We start from the raw sequence: 21,856 nt of genomic DNA on the forward strand, positions 1-21,856 counted from the left end.
GGCTGAAGGGTGAGTCGCGGATGACGCTGGCGCGCATTTTTTTGGGGAAGGATTTACCTATGCAAGGTCTCTCAGAGCAACGTGGGCGGATGGGCTTCGCCGAACGTTTGACATTGGTAATCATCAGCCGGGGGCGCCCTGTGCTGTTGCGCCGTGCCTTGCAGTACCATGCCAGTTGGGCAGGCCGGCTGATGGTCGTGGACGCATCCGTGCGGCCTGCGCACTGGACAGACCCGTCTGAAGTCGACTATTACCATGCGCCGGAGCTGGTATCGGAAGGCGACCAGGCAATGCATGCCTTCGCAGTGCGGCGAGTGCGCACCCAGTTCGTGGCGTTCATCGAAGCTGATGATTTTCTCATCGCCGATGGTCTCGAGCAGTGCCTGGACTTTCTCGAAGCCAATCCCGACTACGGATACTGCCACGGATACGACCTGGGCTACCTCGCTTCCGGCACGAACATCCGTTATTGCCTGCGCCATCGCAAAGGGCCGGAAGATTATGCTCAGGAAGAGCCGCACCAGCGCTTGCTTGGCCTAGCTCGGCATTTTGTGCCGATGCTCGATGCCGTCATGCGCACTGAGCTGCTCGCCCGCTGGCATGAGCAGGCGCCTGTGCTTGACAACGAATTCCTTGCGCTCGGCCAGACCTTGTTCTTCCTGAGCCAGGCCAAGGCGCGTGTGTTACCTGTGCCTTATGGCGTGCGGGCGCTCAATTACCCCGAGACCGAGGCGGAGGTGCGTCTTGAGCAAAAACTCTTAAGCACCGATCCCGAGGCTGTTGCGCGCCGTGAGCAGTTCATCGGCGCCCTCAGCAGCTTGCCTGGCATTGGCGGGGCGGATGAGCGGGTGCGACTGGCCGTGGGCGATATCGGGCGCTGCCTGGCAGGCAAGGTATCGCTGGTCGTGCAAGAGATCTTCAGCTGCGAGTTGGGTTGGCGAACAGGTGCCCAGCACCGCTTCCAGCCTGAGCAGTACATGGAGATGCCCTTCTACAACGAGGCCTTCTTCAAGGTGCTCGAGCACATCGAGTTCCTCGTGCATGCCTTGCCTGGTGGCGCGGTCCAGGTCCAGGTGCTGGAGGCCATTCTGCTCGAGCAGCGTGAGCGGTCAAGGCCACGCAAAGGGCAGGGGGCAGAGCAACTTGCTGAGCGGGCAGGAGAAGCCTTTGAGCTTTACCCGTTCGATGCAGGCCTTGGTCGGCAGCAGTTGGCGAATGTGCGGCGCAACGGTGAACTGGACCTGGCCCGGCGGCTTGAAGATTGGCTGGGGCGCCTCGAAGAGGCGCAACGTGACGGTGCGGTGACGATCCTCGAAGATAGCCTGAGCGGCTTGCTGTATCAGCGGCTGCATGGCTGGCAACCGGACGAGAAGCAGTTGCAGGGGCTGAAGTCGCAGCTCAAAGGCAGTCTGCTGGGTCTGGTGTTGCTCGACCTTGAAGGCGACATGGACAAGTTGCAGGCGTCGCTCGACAGCTTGCTCGAAGGTGAATTTACCCACTATCAGATCGTCGTGCTGACCACCTCGATCCCGCCGGTATCGACACAGGCCTCCGATCGACTGCATTTTGTCAGGGTACAGCCGCGTGACTGGCAGCAGCAGCTTAATCGTCTGGTGGAAGGGGCCGGTTGGGAATGGCTGCTGGTTGCGCAGAACGGTGTAACCTTCACACCTTATGGATTGCTCAAGGTTGCGGTGGAGCTGCAGCAAGCCGACGCTTGCCGCGCCGTTTATTGCGACGAGCTGCAGCGGCTGCCAACGGGCACCTTGACCTCGCTCTACCGCCCCTCTTTCAACTTCGATCTGCTGCTTTCGTCGCCACGTACCATGGCGCAACACTGGTTGATCCGTCGTGAGGTATTCGTTGAACTGGGTGGCTACAGCACCCAGTTCCCGCAAGCCACGGCGCTGGACTTCATACTGCGCATGATCGAAGCGGGAGGCATGTCCGGGATCGGCCACTGTGATGAAGTGTTGCTGATCAGTGATCATGACGTGTGTGAAAGCAATCACGATGAGGTCGGCGCATTACGCCGCCACCTGGCTGCCAGGGGGTATGAGCGCGGTGTGGTGTTGCAGCCGCGGCCGCGCGCTTACCATCTGCGTTACGGCCATTCGCAGCGCCCGCTTGTGTCGATTCTGGTGCCGACCCGCGATCAGTTGGCCATGGTATCTCGATGTGTGGAAAGCATTTTTGAGCGTACTCGGTATCCGCATTTCGAAGTCATCCTGATCGATAACCAGAGTGAGACAGAGGAGGCCAGGCATTGGTTGGCCGGGCTCGAGGCAATGCCGGCTGACCGGGTTCGTGTGCTGCGCTATCCGCACCCGTTCAACTTCTCCGCGATGAACAACCTGGCTGCAGCGACAGCACGTGGCGATTACCTGGTGCTGTTGAACAACGATACTGAAGTGATCGACGCCAATTGGCTGGACGAATTGCTCAACCATGCCCTGCGCCCGGAAGTGGGGATCGTCGGTGCGCGGCTGCACTATCCGAATGGTAAGTTGCAGCACGCCGGTGTTGTGTTGGGCTTGCGTGGTCCTGCAGAGCATCCGTGGCTCGCGCATGATCCTGAGGCGCCAAGCTACATGGGGCGCAGCCAGCTGGATCAGAATTTCAGTGCGGTCACTGCGGCGTGCCTGATGATCCGAAAATCGGTCTACGAACAGGTTGGCGGGCTGGATGAGCAGGCGTTTGCTGTTTCCTACAATGACGTGGACCTTTGCCTGAGGGTGGGGCAGGCCGGTTACCTGACGGTCTGGGCCCAGCGCGCGGTGGTCATGCACGAAGGCAGTGTCAGTCAGGTCATGCTTGACCCGCATGCCAGCAGCGCCAAGCGGGTGCGGTTCGTGAAAGAACAGCGGGCATTCTATGAGCGCTGGATGCCGATGCTGGTCAATGATCCTGCCTACAACCGTAACTTGTCCCTAGGTGGCAATGGCTTCGGAGTGGATGACAAACCCTTGATAGAGCCACGGTTGCGTGCCCGGCCGCTGGTATTGCTGTTGGGCGGCCCCGGCCAGATTGCGAGCCTGGCTCAGCCTTGGTCCGGCCTGCGGGAAATCGCCACGGTGTTGGCAGTGCCGCATAACCTGCAAGTGGCGGAGCTGTTGCGCACTGCGCCCGATGTGCTGGTAGTGCCTGGAGAGATCGGGCGTTGGGATCCGATGGTGTTGTCGCTGTTCGGGCAGTACTACGAAGGCGTCAAGGTGCTGGATCTGTCCGCAATGGCAGGGTCAGGCCTGGAAGGCGCCGAGGAACTTCCCGAGCACATTCGCCAAGCCTTGCCTTGGGTCGATCGGGTCCTGGTGGCAGACGCTCAGCTCGAGCGCCTGCTGCAGGGTTTGCATGCGGATGTTCGAAGGGTGCCGGTGTTATTTGACCGCGCGGCCACAGCCACTGTTTCAGGGTGCTCCGGGGCGTCTGTGGCGTCTGATCAGTTGCAGGCTTGCATGCCCTAGTGTGCCACGGGCATGCGGTGCACCTGTCAAAGGCGCAGGCCTGAGGCAGGTGCGCACGCGGCATAAATGTGAGATGGTTAGCCGAAGGTGTGACTTGCGGGTCACTAGGTGCATCTCTATATCATTACGGGTGCCTCCGGCCGGTCGATGCTGCCGGCCGTTCGCCTGCACTCCTTCGCTGCCCAAGGGATTGGAATCCCATGGGTCGAGCGGTGATACAGAGCAGCTAATATTATTGGGAAGCCATGATGATTGGCATCAAAAGCATTGCGAGCTATGTGCCGGCACAAGGCACGGATAATTACGAACAAGGTGCACGTTTCGGTAAGGACGAAACGTTCATTCTGGGTAAGATCGGTTCGGCATTCCTGCCGCGCAAAGCCGATGACCAGGAAACCTCCGATCTGTGCGTCGAGGCGGCCAACGCGTTGTTCGCCGCTAACCCGCAGCTGTCGCGAGAGGCAATCGATGCGCTGATCGTGGTTACTCAGAACGGTGACGAAGAGGGATTGCCCCATACCGCAGCCATCGTTCAGGACAAACTGGGTTTGACCACGCGCGTAGCGGCATTCGATGTATCCCTTGGTTGTTCCGGATATGTCTATGGCCTTTATGCGCTTAAGGGGTTCATGGAAGCCGCAGGCTTGAAGAACGGATTGCTGATCACTGCCGATCCTTACTCGAAGATCGTCAATCCCGAGGATCGCAATACGGCAATGCTGTTCGGCGATGCGGCCACGGCTACCTGGATGGGCGAAGATGCTCAATGGCAACTGGGCAAGGCGAGCTTTGGTACCGATGGTGCGGGTGCGCCGCATCTGAAAGTGACCGATGGTGTGTTTTTCATGAACGGTCGCCAAGTCTTCAACTTCGCCCTGCTCAAAGTGCCTGCGCACCTGCAGGACTTGCTGCAGGCGTCACAGTTGCAGGCCAAAGATATCGATGCGTTCTGTATTCATCAGGGCAGCGCTGCAATCGTTGACGCGGTTGCTCGGCGGTTTGAGGAAGCCGACGAAAGCGAGGCGCTCAAAGATCGATTCGTCAAGGACATGATCGAGACGGGCAATACCGTTTCCTCCAGCATCCCCTTGTTGCTCGAGAAGCATGTGCTCGACTCCACTTTCAAGCGCGTGGCCATCAGCGGTTTTGGTGTCGGGCTGTCGTGGGGGTCGGCGATCTTGCAGCGCGAAGAGTGATTTTTTGCAGTGTGCTGATAGCGCCGCCTACTTCAGGCGGCGTTTTTTTGCGTGTCGACAAGGATGTCTGGAATGGCGGAGCATTGGGCGATCGCTACGCGTGGTAGGGATGTCGTCGACGACAAGGTTCCAGGCAGTTCGAAGTAATCAGGAGCATGTCATGGGGCCGCTGTTGAAAAGCTCTGTCATTCTGTTGGCGCCAAGCGGAAAATGCTGCGAGAGCAGCAGGCGCTGCGGTTTGAAAATGTGCGAAATTTCATGGGTCTTTGGCTAAGGATGGGTATATGGGTTTTTTGAGTCGAGCCGAGATCGAGGCCATGGGCTTCTCTCGCGTTGGAGCGAATGTACGCCTTTCAGCCAAAGCCTCTTATTACAATTGCAGGCATATCGCCATTGGCGACAATGTGCGCATTGATGATTTCTGCGTGCTGTCCGCAGGTGCTGGCGGGATTGAGATTCACAGTCATGTACACATCGCCGTGTATTGCCTGCTGACCGGTGCCGGCAAAATCACTTTGTCCGATTTCAGTGGCTTGTCCTCGAGGGTGTCGGTTTACAGCAGCAGTGATGACTACAGTGGAGCAAGTCTTACCAACCCCACAGTCCCTGATGCATTCAAAGGTGTTGTCGATGCGGATGTCTGCCTGGGGCGGCATGTGATCGTCGGGTCAGGCAGCGTCATTCTGCCGGGTGCAATTCTGGGCGATGGTGTGGCTATTGGAGCGCTGAGTCTGGTGTCGAAAAGTTGCCCGCCATTCGGTATTTACTCCGGGGTTCCGGCCAAGCGGATCAAAGAGCGTCAACAAACCTTGCTAGCGTTGGAGGCGCAGTTTGTAGCTGGCAAGGGGGCTTGAAGGCAGCGCCTCTGGCTGCGCATGTTTTATGCCGAGTACACAGGGCAAAGTGATGTTGGCCGGTTTTTTGCTCCGCCAAGCCAATCGTCAGGTTCATGACGCGGGCGAGTATCGACGATGACTGCTTTGCCATGAACCTCCTCACTCCTTCACAGCGAGCGCCTCGTCGTCATGGCCGATCTGATCACTGTCACCAGCCCACTGCTGCCGCCTCTTGAAGAATTCATGCCCTACTTGCAAGAGATCTGGGATAGCAAGCGCCTGACCAATGGCGGCCCTTTTCACGAGCAACTGGAGCAGGAGCTTGCCAGCTATCTGGGGGTCAAGCACCTTTCTTTGTTCTGCAACGGAACGCTCGCTTTGGTGGCCGCGCTGCAGGCGTTGCGTATCACCGGTGAAGTGATCACCACGCCTTATTCGTTTGTGGCGACTGCCCATTCGCTGCTCTGGAACAATCTCAAGCCGGTGTTCGTGGACATCGACCCGGTCAGTAAGAACCTCGACCCCAAGCGGATTGAAGAGGCAATTACACCTGCTACCACTGCGATTCTGCCGGTGCACTGTTACGGAGTGCCTTGCGATGTCGAAGGTATTCAGCGCGTGGCAGATACTTACGGGCTGAAGGTCATCTACGATGCCGCTCATGCATTTGGCGTGCGTCAGGACGGGGTCAGCGTGCTCAATCATGGAGATCTGTCGATCTTGAGCTTCCATGCCACCAAGGTGTTCAACACCTTCGAAGGTGGGGCCATCATCTGTCCGGATGCCAAGATCAAGCAGCGGATCGACTACCTGAAAAACTTCGGTTTCGCTGACGAAACCACGGTCATGGCGCCGGGTATCAATGGCAAGATGAATGAGGTGCAGGCTGCATTTGGCTTGTTGCAATTGCGTCATATCGACAGTGCGCTGGGCCAGCGTCGTGCAGTTTTCGAGCGCTATCGCCAAGGCTTCGAGGGCGTCGAGGGCATCAGTCTGCTGGAGCCGCCGGCGGGGCTCGAGTGGAACTACGCCTACTGCCCGGTGCTGGTTGACGAGCGGCGATTCGGCTGCAGTCGTGATGCCCTGTACGACCGGTATCGTGAGCAAGGCATCCTGGTGCGCCGATACTTCTATCCATTGATCAGCGAGTTCCCGATGTATCGCGGATTGCCCAGCGCCGCATTATCGGGCCAGCCACACGCGCTGCATGTGTCCCGTCAGGTACTCTGCCTGCCGATTTATCCGCAATTGCCCGTCGATACTCAACAAAACATCATTGATATCGCGCTGGCGTGTCATACCAAGCCTGCGCTTGCCTGACAGCTGTCATTCTCGGCCCCAATGCTGTCATTTGACGCTCAGGATGAGCGTCAATGGCACCGATCACATTATTACCTTCTTTCAGGACGTTAGATGAGCCTTCCAGTACTGGTCAGTATTGTGATCCCGGCCTACAAGCCGCAGTTCTTTGAAAAGGCGCTGATGAGCGCCATGCTCCAGCAATACGATGCCATCGAAATCGTCGTGTGCGATGACTGTCGAAATGATGCCATTGCCAGCATCGTAGAACGCAATCGCGCCAAGAGCCGTTTCCCGATCCGCTACTACCACAACTCGGTGCCCTTGCTGGAGCCTGGCAACCTGGCGCGAGGTATCCGCAAGGCGCAGGGTGAATACGTCAAGTTTCTGTATGACGACGATCTACTCATGCCCAATGCCGTGGGCGCATTGTTGGGCGCACTGCAAGCTCACCCGCGTGCGGTGATGGCCTCGGCCAGGCGGCGGATGATCGATCCGGATGACAAGCCTTTGGGTGAGAGTTTGCTAACCCTTTTCCCTTTCAAGGAAAGCGTCATCATCGACGGGGCCGAGCTTGCCTCGTTCCTTGGGCAGCATATCTACAACTTCATCGGTGAGCCGACTTCGGTCATGTGCCGACGCGCTGACGTGCTCGCGTTCGGCGCCGACATCATGGGGATCAATGGCCAATTGATGGAGTGGCTGGGTGACGTAACCCTGTATCTGAAATTGTTGCGCCAAGGTGATCTGCTGATGCTCGCCGACACTTTGGCGTGTTTCCGTGTGTCCAGCCTGCAGACCAGCCAGATTGCCCGTGATACCCCGCATGTCGCCGCAGTCCCCTATGAGCGCTATGGCAAGGCTGTCCGGGCGTTGGGCTGGATGCGGCCTGCGGCGCTGAACGGCACCGTCAAGGTGGCCAGCCTGCAGCGTCCTGAGCAGTTCCAGGACCTGCATCTGGCAGATTATTTCAGCTCTGGCGGTGTATTGCCCATGGGGGCTCCGGATCTGCAGGCGTGGTTTCACCCGAGCGCATTGCAGACACCAGTCAGGGACTGGCTCGCTCAGCGTGTCCTGACGCCCGTGCAGCAACGCCTCGTGAAGCAGCAGCGTAATCGCATCGCAGGTCATGCCAGTGTTGCCATCGTCGTGTTGGGTGATGATATTGGAGGCGATGGCCTGGGCAAGACCCTGGCGAGTTTGGCGGCGTGGTCGGACGTTTCCACCAGCCGTATTCAGCAGCACCAGATCAATGACCGCCTGCCGGGTTGGGTTGCGCAGTTGAACTCCATACTCGACAGTTCCGATTGCGACTGGCTATTGATCCTGCGCGCAGGGGACGAGCTGCTGCCGTCAGGCACGCTCATGCTGGATCAGCGGTTGGCTGATGCGGGTGAGGCGCGTCTGATCTACTGTGACGAGCTGTACCGTACTCGGCATGACTTGCAGCTGGCGCTGCGTCCAGGGCCGAATCTTGACTATTTGCTGAGCGCTCCGGCGAGCATGGCCGGGCATTGGTTGTTGGGTCGAGGAGCGGCCGTGCAAGCCGGTGGCTTCGATGCAAGCGTTGCCGGTGCGGTGGAGTTCGACCTGATCTTGCGTCTGATCGAAGAACAGGGCCTGCAAGGTATCACCCATCTGGCAGAGCCACTGCTGATCTGCGATGAGCCGGACTGGGCGCAGAATGGCGACGAGCTTTCGAGTTTGCTACGGCATCTGGCACGACGCGGTTATGTGGATGCGCGCGTGACGCAAGGCGTCGCTCGGCACTATCGCATTCACTATGCGCACCCTGAGCAACCCTTCGTCTCCATCATCTTGTCCGGCGACTATCCGTTAACCATTTTGCAGCGCTGCCTGGAAAGCGTGTTGGCGAAAACACGTTACCCCTTCTTCGAAGTGCTGGTGCTTGATCATCCACTGCAAGATGCGGCAACGCGTTCCTGGATGTCGGCATTGCAGGGAATCGGTGCTGGAAAACTGCAGGTTGTCCAGGCGAATGCTGGCGCCGGGATGGCAGCAGCACTCAACCAGGCAGCCGGTCAGGCGAGGGGGGATTACCTGGTTCTGCTGGAGGGAAATACCCTCGCCATTCACGACGACTGGCTCGACCAGTTGCTCAACCACGGCAAGCGTGAAGAAGTGGCGGTTGTGGGGGGGAGGCTGGTAGCGGCAAATGGCACGGTGCTTACTACGGGATTGATCGCTGGCTTGCAGCATACGGTCGGCGGGGCGTTCGACGGGCTGAAATGTCATCAGCCTGGGTTCATGGGGCGGCAGCAGGTAGAGCAGAACCTAAGCGCTGTTTCGCCCTCCTGCATGATGGTGCGCAAAGCGTTGTATGAAGCGGTCGGGGGGCTGGATACGGCAATGTCTGTAGGGGCTCTGGCGGGCTTGGATCTTTGTTGCAAGATTGCGCAGCTGAGCTATCTGATTGTCTGGACGCCGCATGCAACCTTGGTGCAGGAGGAGGGTAAGGCGGACCAGGCTCCTGAATCCGATCACGATCTCGTTCATGATCGATGGCTGCCGGTGCTGGCCAATGATCCTGCTTACAATGCCAACCTTGCCTTGAGGGGCGGGGCATTCGAGCTGGAACGGCGATCTGCGCTTAACTGGCGGCCTTTGGCTTGGCAGCCGCTACCAGTGGTGCTTGCTTGTACTGCCGTTTCCGGTGAGGTGCATGAGCCGCGGTTGGCTGCGCCGCTGCAGGCACTCTGCGAAGCAGGAATGATCGATGGATTACTGAGCCATGAGTGGCTGACGCCTGCCGAGTTGCAGCGTATCAAGCCGGATGTGGTGATTTTTCAGGACAACCTTGGTCGCCTGCCGCTGGAGGTTTTGCGTCGCTTGAGGCGCCATTGCGATGGGTTTTTCATTCTGGATGTGCACGCATTCCTTTCGCAGGCTCCGTCCAGTGCAAGCTGCGACCCACAGCAGCGCTGGATTGAGTTGAGTGAAGCAGCCGCCCTGGTTGACTGCGTCATTGTTCCAACTCAGGCTTTGGCGGACGCTTTCGCGGCGCTGCATGCCGATGTTCGCCTTCTGCAGCCGCGACTGGGCAGGGAGTGGAGTGACTTGCCGCTCTATACATCGCAAACAGGAAAACCGCGAATCGGGTGTCTATTCGAGCCTTCGACCAGCCTCGACGCGCAACTGCTGGAGGCCATCGTGCAGCGCCTGTCCGACCGCGTTGAATGGGTACTGTGGGGTGATGTGCCCGAGCCTTTGCGGGCGGTGGCGAGCGAAGTACATGAGGGAGGGGTGGACACTGACCCTCAGCGCCTGGTCGAGCTGAGTCTGAATCTGGTGCTGGCACCGCTCGGCATGAGTGGTCTGGATAGCTGTCGGACGCCGCTGTCGTTGTTGCGCTATGGCGCTTGCGGGTACGCGGTCATTTGCAGTGACTCCCCGGCGTACCGGAACGATCTTGACCTCTGTCGGGTGGAAAATAGCCTTGAGCACTGGTTACAGGCGATCGAGCGTCATCTGGCAGACCCGCATGCGTCAATGCTTCAGGCTAGCAGGTTGCGGGATCAGGTAAGGCGGGATTGGTTGTTCGACCACAACAGTGTGGCGCAATGGGCGATGGGCTGGGCGCGGTAATCGGCAGGCCTGATCAGGGGCAACGCGTTGTTTTCATTGGGCTGGCAAGGTGCCATCAACTTTTTTTGAAAAAAGGCCTAAAGCAACTTGCCAGCCCGACGATAACCATTACGAAGGTTCTCTAGGCCACAACCGGCGGATGCCAGGGCCGGAAGCCGTAGTACCCAACCAACGAGGATTTCGTCATGGCTTTGACCGTTAACACCAACACCACTTCGCTGGGCGTTCAGAAGAACCTGAACCGCGCTTCCGATGCACTGTCGACTTCGATGACCCGTCTGTCTTCCGGCTTGAAAATCAACAGCGCCAAAGACGACGCTGCTGGCCTGCAGATCGCTACCCGCATGACCTCGCAGATCCGTGGTCAGACCATGGCGATCAAAAACGCCAACGACGGTATCTCGATTGCCCAGACCGCTGAAGGCGCGATGCAAGAGCAGACCAACATTCTGCAGCGTATGCGTGAACTGGCTGTTCAGGCCAACAACTCGTCGAACAGCGATGAAGACCGTAACGCCCTGAACAAAGAGTTCGCTTCGATGTCGGACGAACTGACCCGTATTGCCAACAGCACTCAGCTGAACGGCAAGAACCTGCTGAACACCAGCGCCACCATGTCGTTCCAGGTGGGCTCCAACACCGGTTCCGAGAACCAGATCTCCATCACCCTGGCAGACCTGACCGCCGCCACCCTGTCGGTTGACAGCGGCAGCATCGCAATCTCCGGCACCGATGCCACCATCGGCGGCAACTTCAGCGCCGCTGTCGACGCCATCGACGCTGCTCTGCAAAGCATCAACACCCAGCGCGCCGACCTGGGTGCGGTGCAAAACCGTCTGACCAGCACCATCAACAACCTGCAGAACATCAACGAAAACGCCGAGGCTGCCCGCAGCCGCGTTCAAGACACCGACTTCGCTGCTGAAACTGCTCAGCTGACCAAGCAGCAGACCCTGCAGCAGGCTTCGACTTCGGTTCTGGCCCAGGCCAACCAGCTGCCGTCGGCAGTACTGAAGCTGCTGGGTTAATCTGCCTAGTTGCCGGCGGGGGAGTGCGCGTGCCGCACTTCCCCGCTTTTTCATTGCGAGGTGGTAGACATGGACATGAGCGTGAAGCTGAACCTGTCTTACCCGGCCGCACGCCCGGCCGAGCAGGTCGCCGAAAAACCGGTTGTGCGGTCGGCGGAGCAAGCGAAACTCGAGGACGACAGCAAAGACGCTTCGTCAGTGCAGCAGGCTGACAAGGTCAAGAATGCCGTTTCGGAGATCGAAAAATTCCTGAAAGCGTCTCAGCGCAATCTGGAGTTTTCCACGGATGAAGAATCCGGCAAGATCGTGGTCAAGGTCATCGCGACCGACAGTGGTGAGTTGATTCGGCAATTGCCTTCCGAGGAGGCCTTGCGGATCGCCCACAGTCTGAGCGATGTCAAAAGTGTTCTGTTCGACGCCAAGGTGTGACCGGCGGCGAACACCAATGAAGCGAAGCATGTCGGTCCCGCAGGAGCGGGCTGACGCGTTGAAGAGAGGGACAACAACATGGCAAGCCCGCTTACTTCCAGCACTGGCCTGGGGTCTGGTCTTAACATTACCGATATCGTGAGCGTTCTGGTCAAGTCGGATACTGCCGCCAAGCAGGCGCAGATCACTCGGCAGACCGCGAACAATACCGCGTACATTTCCGGGGTTGGTGCGCTGCGCAGTGCGCTCACCACCTTCACCACGGCGATGAGCAAACTCAACGACCAGGCTTCTCCTTCTTTCAACGCCTATGCCGCCACGTCGGCCAGTGACTCGATAGTCAAGGCCACTGCCAGTAACACCGCCGTGGCGGGTACCTATAACATCGAGGTGAAGAACCTCGCGACCAGCTCCAAGGTGGCGAGCCAGGCATTTGCCGCCGGCGCCAGTACGAGCATTCCGGAAGGCGATCTGGTCATCAGTCAGGGTGGCAAGGACTACACTGTCAAAGTGGGGGCCAACGCTACGCTGCAAACGGTCCGTGACCAGATCAACAAAGAGCTCGGTGGCAGTGGCTTTTCCGCCAACATCGTCACCGGTGAGGATGGTGCCCGCCTGGTGCTGGGCTCGACCACTACCGGTGCCAATACCGACATTTCCGTCAGTGGGCTGGGGTTGGACATCGACGGTACCAAGTCCATGGCTGATAACGGCGCAGGCTACATCACTGCAGTTGCCAAGGATGCCGTGGTGTTGATCGATGGCCTGGAGGTCAAGAGTGCTTCCAATACCGTCAGTGACGCCATCAGCGGCATCAAGCTCGACCTCAATGGTGCCAGTGCCACCGGCGTGACCACCAAGGTGACGGTTGCGGCGAACAACGATGGCCTGAAAACGTCCATTCAAGCGTTCGTCGATGCTTTCAATACCTTGCAGAAAGCCGTCACCTCGCTCACCAGTACCTCCAAGGATGAGGATGGCAACACGGTGCTGGGTTCGCTGACCAACGATCCGACCACGCGTTCGCTGCTGGGTGATGTCCGTGGAGTTCTCTCGGAAGTGGGGGCAGGGGATCGGCTGACTACGTTGAGCCAGCTGGGTATCAATACCCAGCGCGATGGTACGTTGGAGTTCAATAGCACCAAGTTCACCGCAGCGATGAACGACAAGAAGCTTGGTGGTGAGGTGCAGGACCTGTTCACCGGGACCGGGGGTATTTTCGAGCGCATGAACAAGGCGATCGAACCCTACAACTCCACGGACGGTTCCCTGGCTACCCGCAAAGCGAGCCTGGACAAGGTTGCTGCCAATCTGGCCGAGCAGCAGGCGGCGCTTGATCGGCGTACTGATTCATTAACCGAGTCGCTGACCAAGAAGTACGTTGCTCTCGACACTGCCCTGGGCAAGATGAAGGCCCAGGCCGACCAGATCACCTCGATCTTCGAGGCCATCAACGCCCAGGCCAAGAAGTCCTGATCGTCTGATCCTGCCAAAAGCCCGGCGGCATCCTCTGGATGCCCCGGGTTTTTTGCTTTTCTTCTAAAGTTTTTTGACGTCTCGGCGATACACAGGGTACAAGCAACCTTTTTCGCAGCAACGAGGTAGATCCATGAACCCGATGTTGGCCCTTCGGCAATACCAGAAAGTCAACGGCGTGGCCCAGACATCCGAAGCCAGCCCTCACCGTCTGGTGCAGATGCTCATGCAGGGCGGGCTTGACCGAATGGCTCAGGCCAAGGGTGCGATTGCGCGCAACGATATCGCCCAGAAAGGCATCCTGATCGGCAAGGCCATCGACATCATTGGCGGCCTGCGCGAGGGCCTGGATCTGGAAAACCACGCCGACAGCCTGGCCGAACTGGACAGCCTGTACACCTACATGAGCCGCCGCCTGATCGAAGCCAACGCCAAGAGCGACCCGGCCATCATCGATGAGGTGGCGCGCCTGCTGATTACCGTCAAGGAAGGTTGGGACGCCATCGGCGAGCAGACGTCGGCTTCCTGAGCCAGGAGAGGATGCCATGAGCGATGTAATCGCCCGAATCGAACAGACCCGCCAGTTGTTGCTGACGGCACTGGAGAAGCGCGACTGGGATGCCGTGGGTGAACTGGATCTGGATTGCCGCCTGCGTATCAATGATTTACTAGGCGAGGCGCACGGCCAGGAAGCCGATGTACGCGACAGTCTTGAGCAGTTGCTGGTCGTTTACCGGCAACTGATTGACGTTGCAAGTGGCGAGCGTCAATCAATAGTCGACGAGATGATGCAAATCCGTCAGGCGAAAAACGCCGCCAAGGTATACCATCTGTTCACTTGACCACAGATTCGCAAAAAGCCGTGCGCCATTAATTTGACTGCATAGGTTTTTTTGACTTTACTAGTGGCTGTTTTCGAATTTCAGACGTCCGAACACTGACCATTCAGTCGGAGATGTCGAGCATGCCCTGAGAGGGGCGCCGATATGACTAGGGAAGTTGCTATTGCATGTGGCGTGAAACCAAGATTCTCCTGATCGATGACGACAGCGCCCGCCGCCGCGATCTGGCGGTGGTCCTGAACTTTCTCGGCGAAGAAAACCTCCCATGCTCCAGCCAGGACTGGCAGCAAGTCGTAGGGGGGCTGTCTTCGAGTCGCGAAGTGCTATGCGTGCTGATCGGTACTGTCAATGCTCCAGGCAGTGTGCTTGGGTTGCTTAAGACAGTGGCTGCGTGGGATGAGTTCCTTCCGGTTCTGCTGATTGGTGAAATTTCTTCGGCGGACTTCCCGGAAGAGTTGCGTCGTCGGGTGCTGTCCAACCTCGAGATGCCGCCGAGCTACAGCCAGCTGCTCGATTCGCTGCACCGTGCCCAGGTCTACCGCGAGATGTACGACCAGGCCCGCGAGCGCGGTCGTCAACGCGAGCCGAACCTGTTCCGCAGCCTGGTCGGCACCAGCCGTGCCATCCAGCATGTGCGGCAGATGATGCAGCAGGTGGCCGATACCGACGCCAGCGTGCTGATCCTCGGTGAGTCCGGCACCGGCAAGGAAGTGGTGGCGCGCAACCTGCACTACCATTCCAAGCGCCGCGAAGCGCCGTTCGTGCCGGTCAACTGCGGGGCGATCCCGGCCGAGTTGCTCGAAAGCGAGCTGTTCGGCCACGAGAAAGGCGCCTTCACCGGTGCCATCACCAGCCGTGCCGGGCGCTTCGAGCTGGCCAACGGCGGTACCCTGTTCCTCGACGAAATCGGTGACATGCCGCTGCCGATGCAGGTCAAGCTGCTGCGTGTGCTGCAGGAGCGCACGTTCGAGCGCGTGGGCAGCAACAAGACCCAGAGCATCGACGTACGCATCATCGCCGCGACCCACAAGAACCTCGAAACCATGATCGAGGATGGGACGTTCCGCGAAGACCTGTATTACCGGCTCAATGTGTTCCCGATCGAGATGGCGCCACTGCGCGAGCGCGTGGAGGACATCCCGCTGTTGATGAACGAGCTGATCTCGCGCATGGAGCACGAGAAGCGCGGCTCGATCCGTTTCAATTCGGCGGCGATCATGTCGCTCTGCCGCCACGGCTGGCCGGGCAACGTCCGCGAGCTGGCCAACCTGGTCGAGCGCATGGCGATCATGCACCCGTATGGGGTGATCGGGGTGTCGGAGCTGCCGAAGAAGTTCCGTTATATCGATGACGAGGATGAGCAGCTGGTCGACAGCTTGCGCAGCGACCTCGAAGAGCGCGTGGCGATCAATGGTCACACGCCGAACTTCAGCAACCATGCGATGTTGCCGCCGGAAGGCCTGGACCTGAAGGACTACCTCGGCAGTCTTGAGCAGGGCCTGATCCAGCAGGCGCTGGACGATGCCAACGGTATCGTTGCGCGGGCGGCTGAACGTTTGCGTATTCGCCGTACCACCCTGGTCGAGAAGATGCGCAAGTACGGCATGAGTCGCCAGGGCGGCGAGGACCAGGCAGAAGACTGATTGCGCTTTTGGGGTGTATGCCTTGAGGTTGATGTTGGCGCTCGATATACGCCACACCACAGGGCTCGAACTGATCACCCTCGAGCAATCCCCCATCCCCGGCACGCCTATTGCTACACCGCTGGCACCACACCGTTTTTATGACGGTCAGCCACGCGAGAGAGCACGATGCCCCAGGCCGCCCACTTTTCCCGAGTCCCTGATCTGCAGGGGCGTACCCCGGTCGAACAGGAGAGTCGACAGGGGCTGGAACAGGCGTTCGCCCTGTTCAATCAGGTTTCCAGCCAGCTCAACCAGTCCTACAGCATGCTCGAAGCCCGCGTCAGCGAGCTCAAGGGCGAGCTGGCGGTGGTCGGCGCGCAGCGCATGGCCGAACTGAACGAAAAGGAACGCCTGGCCAATCGCCTGCAGAACCTGCTCGACCTGCTGCCGGGCGGGGTGATCGTGATTGATGACCAAGGCTTGGTGCGCGAGGCCAATCCGGCGGCCTGCGAAATGCTCGGCGAGCCTGTGGTCGGCCAGCTGTGGCGCCAGGTGATCGCGCGCAGCTTCGCCCCGCGCAAGGACGATGGCCATGAGGTCTCGCTGCGTGATGGCCGCCGTCTGTCCATCGCCACCCGCTCGCTGGATGCCGAGCCCGGCCAGCTGGTGCTGCTCAACGACCTGACTGAAACCCGCCGCCTGCAGGACCAGTTGGCCCGGCATGAGCGCCTGTCTTCACTGGGGCGCATGGTTGCCTCGCTGGCGCACCAGATTCGGACGCCGTTGTCGGCGGCCATGCTCTATGCCAGTCACCTGGCCGATGGCGAGCGCGAGCTCGCGCCAGAAACCCGCCAGCGCTTCGCTGGCAGCCTCAAGGAGCGCCTGCACGAGCTGGAGCACCAGGTACGTGACATGCTGGTGTTTGCCCGAGGCGAGCTGCCACTGGGTGATCGACTGACCCCCAAGGCTTTGTTCCAGGCCCTGCAGCAAGCGGCTCAGCCCCATGTGCAAGGGCATGCCGTGCGCTGGCAGTGCGACAGCCACCTGGGCGAGTTGCTGTGCAACCGCGACACCCTGGTCGGCGCCTTGCTCAACCTGATCGAGAACGCCTTGCAGGCCAGTGACAGCCCGGCCCGGCTCAAGGTGCACCTGTTCCGCCGCGAGCGCACCTTGTACCTGAACATCAGCGATGCCGGCAGTGGCATCGATGCCGAGCTGCTGGGGCGCCTGGGTGAACCATTCCTGACCACCAAGGCCACCGGCACCGGGCTTGGGCTGGCGGTGGTCAAGGCCGTGGTGCGTGCGCACCAGGGCAAGCTGCAGCTGCGCTCGAAGGTCGGGCGTGGCACCTGTGTAAAGGTTGAGCTGCCGTTGATCGACGGGCAGGCAACGGAGGTCGTGTGATGGCAATCAAGGTGCTGCTGGTCGAGGATGACCGCGTATTGCGCCAGGCGCTGGGCGATACCCTGGAGATCGGTGGCTTCGCCTTTGATGCGGTCGGTAGCGCCGAGGAGGCGCTGCAGGCAGTGGAGGGCGAGTCTTACAGCCTGGTGGTCAGCGACGTGAACATGCCGGGTATGGATGGGCACCAGTTGCTGGCGCAGTTGCGCCGTCTTCAGCCTCAGTTGCCGGTGTTGCTGATGACTGCCCACGCGGCCGTCGAGCGTGCCGTGGAGGCCATGCGCCAGGGGGCTGCGGATTATCTGGTCAAGCCATTCGAGCCCAAGGCCTTGCTGAGCCTGGTCGAACGCCATGCCGCCGGGCGCCTGACGGCGACCGACAATGAGGGGCCGGTGGCCTGCGAGCCCGCCAGTCGACAGTTGCTGGAGCTGGCTGCACGGGTGGCGCGCAGCGACTCGACCGTGCTCATTTCCGGTGAGTCGGGTACTGGCAAGGAAGTGCTGGCGCGCTACATCCACCAGCAGTCGCCGCGGGCGGCGCAGCCTTTCGTTGCGATCAACTGCGCGGCGATCCCGGACAACATGCTCGAAGCCACGCTGTTCGGCCACGAGAAGGGGGCCTTCACTGGCGCCATTGCCGCCCAGGCCGGCAAGTTCGAGCAGGCCGAGGGTGGCACCTTGCTGCTCGACGAGATTTCCGAGATGCCCCTTGGCCTGCAGGCCAAGCTGCTGCGCGTGTTGCAGGAGCGCGAGGTGGAACGGGTCGGCGGGCGCAAGCCGATCGCCCTGGATATCCGGGTGCTGGCCACCAGCAACCGCGACATGGCAGGTGAAGTGGCGGCGGGGCGCTTTCGTGAAGACCTGTACTACCGCCTTTCGGTTTTCCCGCTGGCCTGGCAACCGCTGCGCGAGCGCAGTGGCGATATCCTGCCGCTGGCCGAGCGCCTGCTGGCGCGCCACGTGGCGAAGATGAAGCACGCGCCGGTGCGCTTGTCTGCCGAGGCGCGCGCGTGCCTGCAGGCGCATGCCTGGCCGGGCAATGTGCGCGAGCTGGACAACGCCTTGCAGCGGGCGTTGATCCTGCAGCAGGGCGGGATGATCGAGGCGGCGGATTTTTGTCTGGCTGGCGCCATTCCATTGTCGGCCGGGGCGATTGCTACTATATCGCCATCATCTGCGGAAGTGGTAGTTGATTCGGGTGGCCTGGGCGACGATATGCGTCGTCATGAATTCCAGATGATCATCGACACCTTGCGTGCCGAGCGTGGGCGGCGCAAGGAAGCTGCCGAAAAGCTGGGCATCAGCCCGCGTACATTGCGCTACAAACTGGCGCAGATGCGTGATGCCGGGCTCGACGTGGAAGCCAGCCTGTTCGGCTGAAGCACTCATTTATATGTTTGCGGTGCGGGCTGGCACACGTGTTGCTAGTTCAGGGCTATCCGCCGCATGAGTGTCAAAAAAATGCGGCCGCCGGAGAGAGAAGGTCATGAGCCAAGGTGTTGAATTCAATCGTCTGATGTTGGACATGCGGGCCATGCAGGCCGATGCCATGTCGCTGCCCAAAGCCACTGTCGCCCCCGAGCTGGCGCCTGGCCAAAGCACCTTTGCCGACATGCTCGGCCAGGCCATCGGCAAGGTCAACGAGACCCAGCAGGCGTCGACCCAGCTGGCCAATGCCTTCGAGATCGGCAAGAGCGGCGTCGACCTGACTGACGTGATGATCGCCTCGCAGAAAGCCAGCGTGTCCATGCAGGCATTGACCCAGGTGCGCAACAAGCTGGTCCAGGCGTATCAGGACATCATGCAGATGCCGGTTTGAGGACGGAAGTAAGTCATGGCTGATGCAGTCGTCGATAACGCCCCCGCCAAGAGCGGAGCGCCAGCTTCCAAGCCGGCGCTGTTGAACATGGCGTTCCTGGAAAACATCTCGCAGATGCCCATGCTGCGTCAGGTCGGCCTGCTGGTCGGGCTGGCAGCGAGCGTGGCGATTGGCTTCGCCGTGGTGCTGTGGTCGCAGCAGCCCGATTACCGGCCGCTGTACGGCAGTCTGGCCGGCATGGACACCAAGCAGGTCATGGATACCCTGGCCTCCGCAGACATTCCCTATCATGTCGAGCCCAACTCCGGTGCTCTGCTGGTCAAGGCCGACGACCTCTCCCGTGCGCGCCTGAAGCTGGCGGCCGCCGGCGTGGCGCCGAGCGATGGCAATGTCGGCTTCGAGTTGCTCGATAAAGAGCAAGGGCTGGGCACCAGCCAGTTCATGGAGGCCACCCGCTATCGTCGTGGCCTGGAAGGTGAGCTGGCGCGTACCGTTTCCAGCCTGAACAACGTCAAGGCTGCCCGCGTGCACCTGGCGATCCCGAAAAGCTCGGTGTTCGTGCGTGATGAGCGCAAGCCAAGCGCTTCGGTGCTGGTCGAGCTGTACCCGGGCCGTTCGCTGGAAGCCGGTCAGGTAATGGCCATCGTCAACCTGGTGGCGACCAGTGTGCCCGAGCTGGACAAGTCGCAAGTCACCGTGGTCGACCAGCGCGGCAACCTGCTCTCGGAGCAGGTGCAGGACACTGCGCTGACCATGGCCGGCAAGCAGTTCGACTACAGCCGCCGCATGGAAGGCATGCTCACCCAGCGTGTGCACAACATCCTGCAGCCGGTGCTGGGCAATGACCGCTACAAGGCAGAGGTGTCCGCCGACCTGGACTTCAGTGCGGTCGAGTCGACCTCCGAGCAGTTCAACCCGGACCAACCGGCACTGCGCAGCGAGCAGGCGGTCAATGAACAACGTGCCAGCAGCCAAGGCCCGCAGGGCGTTCCGGGTGCGCTGAGCAACCAGCCGCCTGGCCCGGCGTCGGCGCCGCAAACCACCGGTGGTGCTGCCGGGTCGGCCGCTGCGATCCAGCCAGGCCAGCCGCTGGTGGATGCCAACGGCCAGCAGATCATGGACCCGGCCACCGGCCAGCCAATGCTTGCGCCGTATCCATCGGACAAGCGTGAGCAGACCACCAAGAACTTCGAGCTGGACCGTTCGATCAGCCATACCCGCCAGCAGCAGGGTCGCCTGACCCGCCTGTCGGTGGCGGTGGTGGTCGACGACCAGGTCAAGGTCGATGCCAATGGCGAAACCACCCGTGCCCCTTGGGGGGCTGAAGACCTGGCCCGCTTCACGCGCCTGGTGCAGGACGCGGTGGGCTTCGATGCCAGCCGTGGCGACAGCGTGACGGTGATCAACGTGCCGTTCGCCGCCGACCGTGGTGAAGAGATCGCCGATATCGCGTTCTACCAGCAGCCGTGGTTCTGGGACATCGTCAAGCAGGTGCTGGGCGTGCTGTTCATCCTGGTGCTGGTGTTCGGCGTGCTGCGTCCAGTGCTCAACAACATCACCGGTGGCGGCAAGCAGGCTGCTGCGGACAGCGATATGGAACTGGGCGGGATGATCGGTCTGGATGGCGAGCTGGCCAACGACCGTGTCAGCCTCGGTGGCCCGTCAAGCATTCTGTTGCCGAGCCCTACCGAGGGTTACGAAGCACAGCTCAACGCAATCAAAGGCCTGGTGGCCGAAGACCCGGGCCGCGTAGCCCAGGTCGTCAAAGAGTGGATCAACGCCGATGAGTGACAATCGAGCCATTACCGCCAAGCTGAGCCGTGTCGACAAGGCCGCGATCCTGCTGCTGTCGCTCGGTGAGACCGATGCTGCGCAAGTACTGCGGCACATGGGCCCGAAAGAGGTGCAGCGGGTCGGTGTGGCCATGGCGCAGATGGGGACCGTGCACCGCGAGCAGGTCGAGCAGGTGATGAGCGAGTTCGTCGAGATCGTCGGCGACCAGACCAGCCTGGGCGTGGGCTCTGATGCCTACATCCGCAAGATGCTCAACCAGGCCCTGGGCGAGGACAAGGCCAACGGCCTGGTCGACCGCATCCTGCTCGGTGGCAACACCAGCGGCCTGGACAGCCTCAAGTGGATGGAGCCGCGCGCCGTGGCCGATGTGATCCGCTACGAGCACCCGCAGATCCAGGCCATCGTGGTGGCCTACCTCGACCCCGACCAGGCGGGTGAGGTGCTGAGCAACTTCGACCACAAGGTGCGCCTGGACATCGTCCTGCGCGTGTCGTCGCTCAACACCGTGCAACCGGCGGCGCTCAAGGAGCTGAACCAGATCCTCGAGAAGCAGTTCTCGGGCAACTCCAATGCTGCGCGCACCACCCTGGGCGGCATCAAGCGCGCCGCCGATATCATGAACTTCCTCGACAGTTCCGTGGAGGGTGCGCTGATGGATGCGATCCGCGAGATCGACAGCGACCTGTCGGAACAGATCGAAGACCTGATGTTCGTCTTCAACAACCTGGCCGACGTCGACGATCGCGGTATCCAGGCGCTGCTGCGTGAAGTGTCGTCCGACGTGCTGGTGGTGTCGCTCAAGGGCGCCGACGAGCGGGTCAAGGACAAGATCTTCAAGAACATGTCCAAGCGTGCCTCCGAGCTGCTGCGCGACGACCTCGAGGCCAAGGGCCCGGTGCGCGTCAGCGACGTGGAAACGGCGCAGAAGGAAATCCTCACCATCGCCCGCCGCATGGCAGAGGCCGGCGAGATCGTGCTCGGCGGCAAGGGTGCCGAGGAAATGATCTGATCCACAGGCGACACGAACCCACTGTGGGAGCGG

The 21,856-nt window shown here is 60.5% G+C and carries 16 protein-coding genes; all 16 read left to right on the forward strand.

Annotated elements, in window-relative coordinates:
* Window positions 1–20: 20 nt before the first annotated feature.
* Window positions 21–3,464: a glycosyltransferase family 2 protein gene (locus OCX61_RS07240; protein WP_261943195.1), complete on the forward strand. Its 3,444-nt coding sequence runs from the start codon at window positions 21–23 to the stop codon at window positions 3,462–3,464.
* Window positions 3,465–3,712: 248 nt separating this feature from the next.
* A complete protein-coding gene (locus OCX61_RS07245; RefSeq protein ID WP_261943196.1) occupies window positions 3,713–4,660 on the forward strand; it encodes a ketoacyl-ACP synthase III in 948 nt (315 codons plus the stop codon).
* Window positions 4,661–4,944: 284 nt separating this feature from the next.
* Window positions 4,945–5,514: an acyltransferase gene (locus tag OCX61_RS07250; protein WP_261943197.1), complete on the forward strand. Its 570-nt coding sequence runs from the start codon at window positions 4,945–4,947 to the stop codon at window positions 5,512–5,514.
* Between the two features lie 171 nt (window positions 5,515–5,685).
* Window positions 5,686–6,816, forward strand: coding sequence for a DegT/DnrJ/EryC1/StrS family aminotransferase (locus OCX61_RS07255; RefSeq protein WP_261943198.1), 1,131 nt, complete (start codon window positions 5,686–5,688; stop codon window positions 6,814–6,816).
* A 93-nt stretch (window positions 6,817–6,909) separates the two neighbouring features.
* A complete protein-coding gene (locus OCX61_RS07260) occupies window positions 6,910–10,401 on the forward strand; it encodes a glycosyltransferase (RefSeq protein ID WP_261943199.1) in 3,492 nt (1,163 codons plus the stop codon).
* A 185-nt stretch (window positions 10,402–10,586) separates the two neighbouring features.
* Window positions 10,587–11,429, forward strand: coding sequence for a flagellin domain-containing protein (locus OCX61_RS07265; RefSeq protein WP_261943200.1), 843 nt, complete (start codon window positions 10,587–10,589; stop codon window positions 11,427–11,429).
* A 69-nt stretch (window positions 11,430–11,498) separates the two neighbouring features.
* On the forward strand, window positions 11,499–11,858 hold the full coding sequence (locus OCX61_RS07270) for a flagellar protein FlaG (protein WP_261943201.1): 360 nt from the start codon (window positions 11,499–11,501) through the stop codon (window positions 11,856–11,858).
* Window positions 11,859–11,936: 78 nt separating this feature from the next.
* Window positions 11,937–13,334, forward strand: a complete 1,398-nt coding sequence (gene fliD / locus OCX61_RS07275; RefSeq protein WP_261943202.1) for a flagellar filament capping protein FliD — start codon at window positions 11,937–11,939, stop codon at window positions 13,332–13,334.
* Between the two features lie 133 nt (window positions 13,335–13,467).
* Window positions 13,468–13,863 (forward strand): flagellar export chaperone FliS, encoded by a 396-nt coding sequence (gene fliS / locus OCX61_RS07280; protein WP_261943203.1) that lies wholly within the window; start codon window positions 13,468–13,470, stop codon window positions 13,861–13,863.
* A 16-nt stretch (window positions 13,864–13,879) separates the two neighbouring features.
* On the forward strand, window positions 13,880–14,176 hold the full coding sequence (gene fliT / locus OCX61_RS07285) for a flagellar protein FliT (protein WP_261943204.1): 297 nt from the start codon (window positions 13,880–13,882) through the stop codon (window positions 14,174–14,176).
* 167 nt (window positions 14,177–14,343) lie between these two features.
* Complete coding sequence (fleQ, locus tag OCX61_RS07290; RefSeq protein ID WP_261943205.1) at window positions 14,344–15,819, forward strand: transcriptional regulator FleQ; 1,476 nt, start codon at window positions 14,344–14,346, stop codon at window positions 15,817–15,819.
* A gap of 168 nt (window positions 15,820–15,987) precedes the next feature.
* Complete coding sequence (locus OCX61_RS07295; protein WP_261943206.1) at window positions 15,988–17,205, forward strand: sensor histidine kinase; 1,218 nt, start codon at window positions 15,988–15,990, stop codon at window positions 17,203–17,205.
* The gene (locus OCX61_RS07300) at window positions 17,205–18,581 is read left to right on the forward strand and encodes a sigma-54-dependent transcriptional regulator (protein ID WP_261943207.1); all 1,377 of its coding nucleotides are present in this window, start codon (window positions 17,205–17,207) and stop codon (window positions 18,579–18,581) included. The genes OCX61_RS07295 and OCX61_RS07300 overlap by 1 nt, the downstream gene beginning before the upstream one ends.
* A 106-nt stretch (window positions 18,582–18,687) precedes the next feature.
* A complete protein-coding gene (gene fliE, locus OCX61_RS07305) occupies window positions 18,688–19,020 on the forward strand; it encodes a flagellar hook-basal body complex protein FliE (protein WP_060508304.1) in 333 nt (110 codons plus the stop codon).
* A 15-nt stretch (window positions 19,021–19,035) separates the two neighbouring features.
* Window positions 19,036–20,811, forward strand: coding sequence for a flagellar basal-body MS-ring/collar protein FliF (fliF, locus tag OCX61_RS07310; protein WP_261943208.1), 1,776 nt, complete (start codon window positions 19,036–19,038; stop codon window positions 20,809–20,811).
* Window positions 20,804–21,823, forward strand: a complete 1,020-nt coding sequence (gene fliG / locus OCX61_RS07315) for a flagellar motor switch protein FliG (protein ID WP_054887156.1) — start codon at window positions 20,804–20,806, stop codon at window positions 21,821–21,823. Before fliF ends, fliG begins: the two co-directional genes overlap by 8 nt.
* The last annotated feature ends 33 nt before the right edge of the window (window positions 21,824–21,856 follow it).

It is taken from the genome of Pseudomonas sp. LRP2-20, from assembly GCF_024349685.1.
In the GTDB taxonomy this organism is placed as follows: Bacteria; Pseudomonadota; Gammaproteobacteria; order Pseudomonadales; family Pseudomonadaceae; genus Aquipseudomonas.

What these genes read in the sequence shown, in the direction of transcription:
- fliD (WP_261943202.1), top strand. Translation starts at nt 11,937, where the DNA reads ATGGCAAGCCCGCTTACTTCCAGCACTGGCCTGGGGTCTGGTCTTAAC.
- OCX61_RS07260 (WP_261943199.1), top strand. Translation starts at nt 6,910, where the DNA reads ATGAGCCTTCCAGTACTGGTCAGTATTGTGATCCCGGCCTACAAGCCG.
- fliF (WP_261943208.1), top strand. Translation starts at nt 19,036, where the DNA reads ATGGCTGATGCAGTCGTCGATAACGCCCCCGCCAAGAGCGGAGCGCCA.
- OCX61_RS07270 (WP_261943201.1), top strand. Translation starts at nt 11,499, where the DNA reads ATGGACATGAGCGTGAAGCTGAACCTGTCTTACCCGGCCGCACGCCCG.
- OCX61_RS07265 (WP_261943200.1), top strand. Translation starts at nt 10,587, where the DNA reads ATGGCTTTGACCGTTAACACCAACACCACTTCGCTGGGCGTTCAGAAG.
- fliT (WP_261943204.1), top strand. Translation starts at nt 13,880, where the DNA reads ATGAGCGATGTAATCGCCCGAATCGAACAGACCCGCCAGTTGTTGCTG.
- fliE (WP_060508304.1), top strand. Translation starts at nt 18,688, where the DNA reads ATGAGCCAAGGTGTTGAATTCAATCGTCTGATGTTGGACATGCGGGCC.
- OCX61_RS07300 (WP_261943207.1), top strand. Translation starts at nt 17,205, where the DNA reads ATGGCAATCAAGGTGCTGCTGGTCGAGGATGACCGCGTATTGCGCCAG.
- OCX61_RS07245 (WP_261943196.1), top strand. Translation starts at nt 3,713, where the DNA reads ATGATTGGCATCAAAAGCATTGCGAGCTATGTGCCGGCACAAGGCACG.
- OCX61_RS07240 (WP_261943195.1), top strand. Translation starts at nt 21, where the DNA reads ATGACGCTGGCGCGCATTTTTTTGGGGAAGGATTTACCTATGCAAGGT.
- fleQ (WP_261943205.1), top strand. Translation starts at nt 14,344, where the DNA reads ATGTGGCGTGAAACCAAGATTCTCCTGATCGATGACGACAGCGCCCGC.
- OCX61_RS07250 (WP_261943197.1), top strand. Translation starts at nt 4,945, where the DNA reads ATGGGTTTTTTGAGTCGAGCCGAGATCGAGGCCATGGGCTTCTCTCGC.
- OCX61_RS07255 (WP_261943198.1), top strand. Translation starts at nt 5,686, where the DNA reads ATGGCCGATCTGATCACTGTCACCAGCCCACTGCTGCCGCCTCTTGAA.
- fliG (WP_054887156.1), top strand. Translation starts at nt 20,804, where the DNA reads ATGAGTGACAATCGAGCCATTACCGCCAAGCTGAGCCGTGTCGACAAG.
- fliS (WP_261943203.1), top strand. Translation starts at nt 13,468, where the DNA reads ATGAACCCGATGTTGGCCCTTCGGCAATACCAGAAAGTCAACGGCGTG.
- OCX61_RS07295 (WP_261943206.1), top strand. Translation starts at nt 15,988, where the DNA reads ATGCCCCAGGCCGCCCACTTTTCCCGAGTCCCTGATCTGCAGGGGCGT.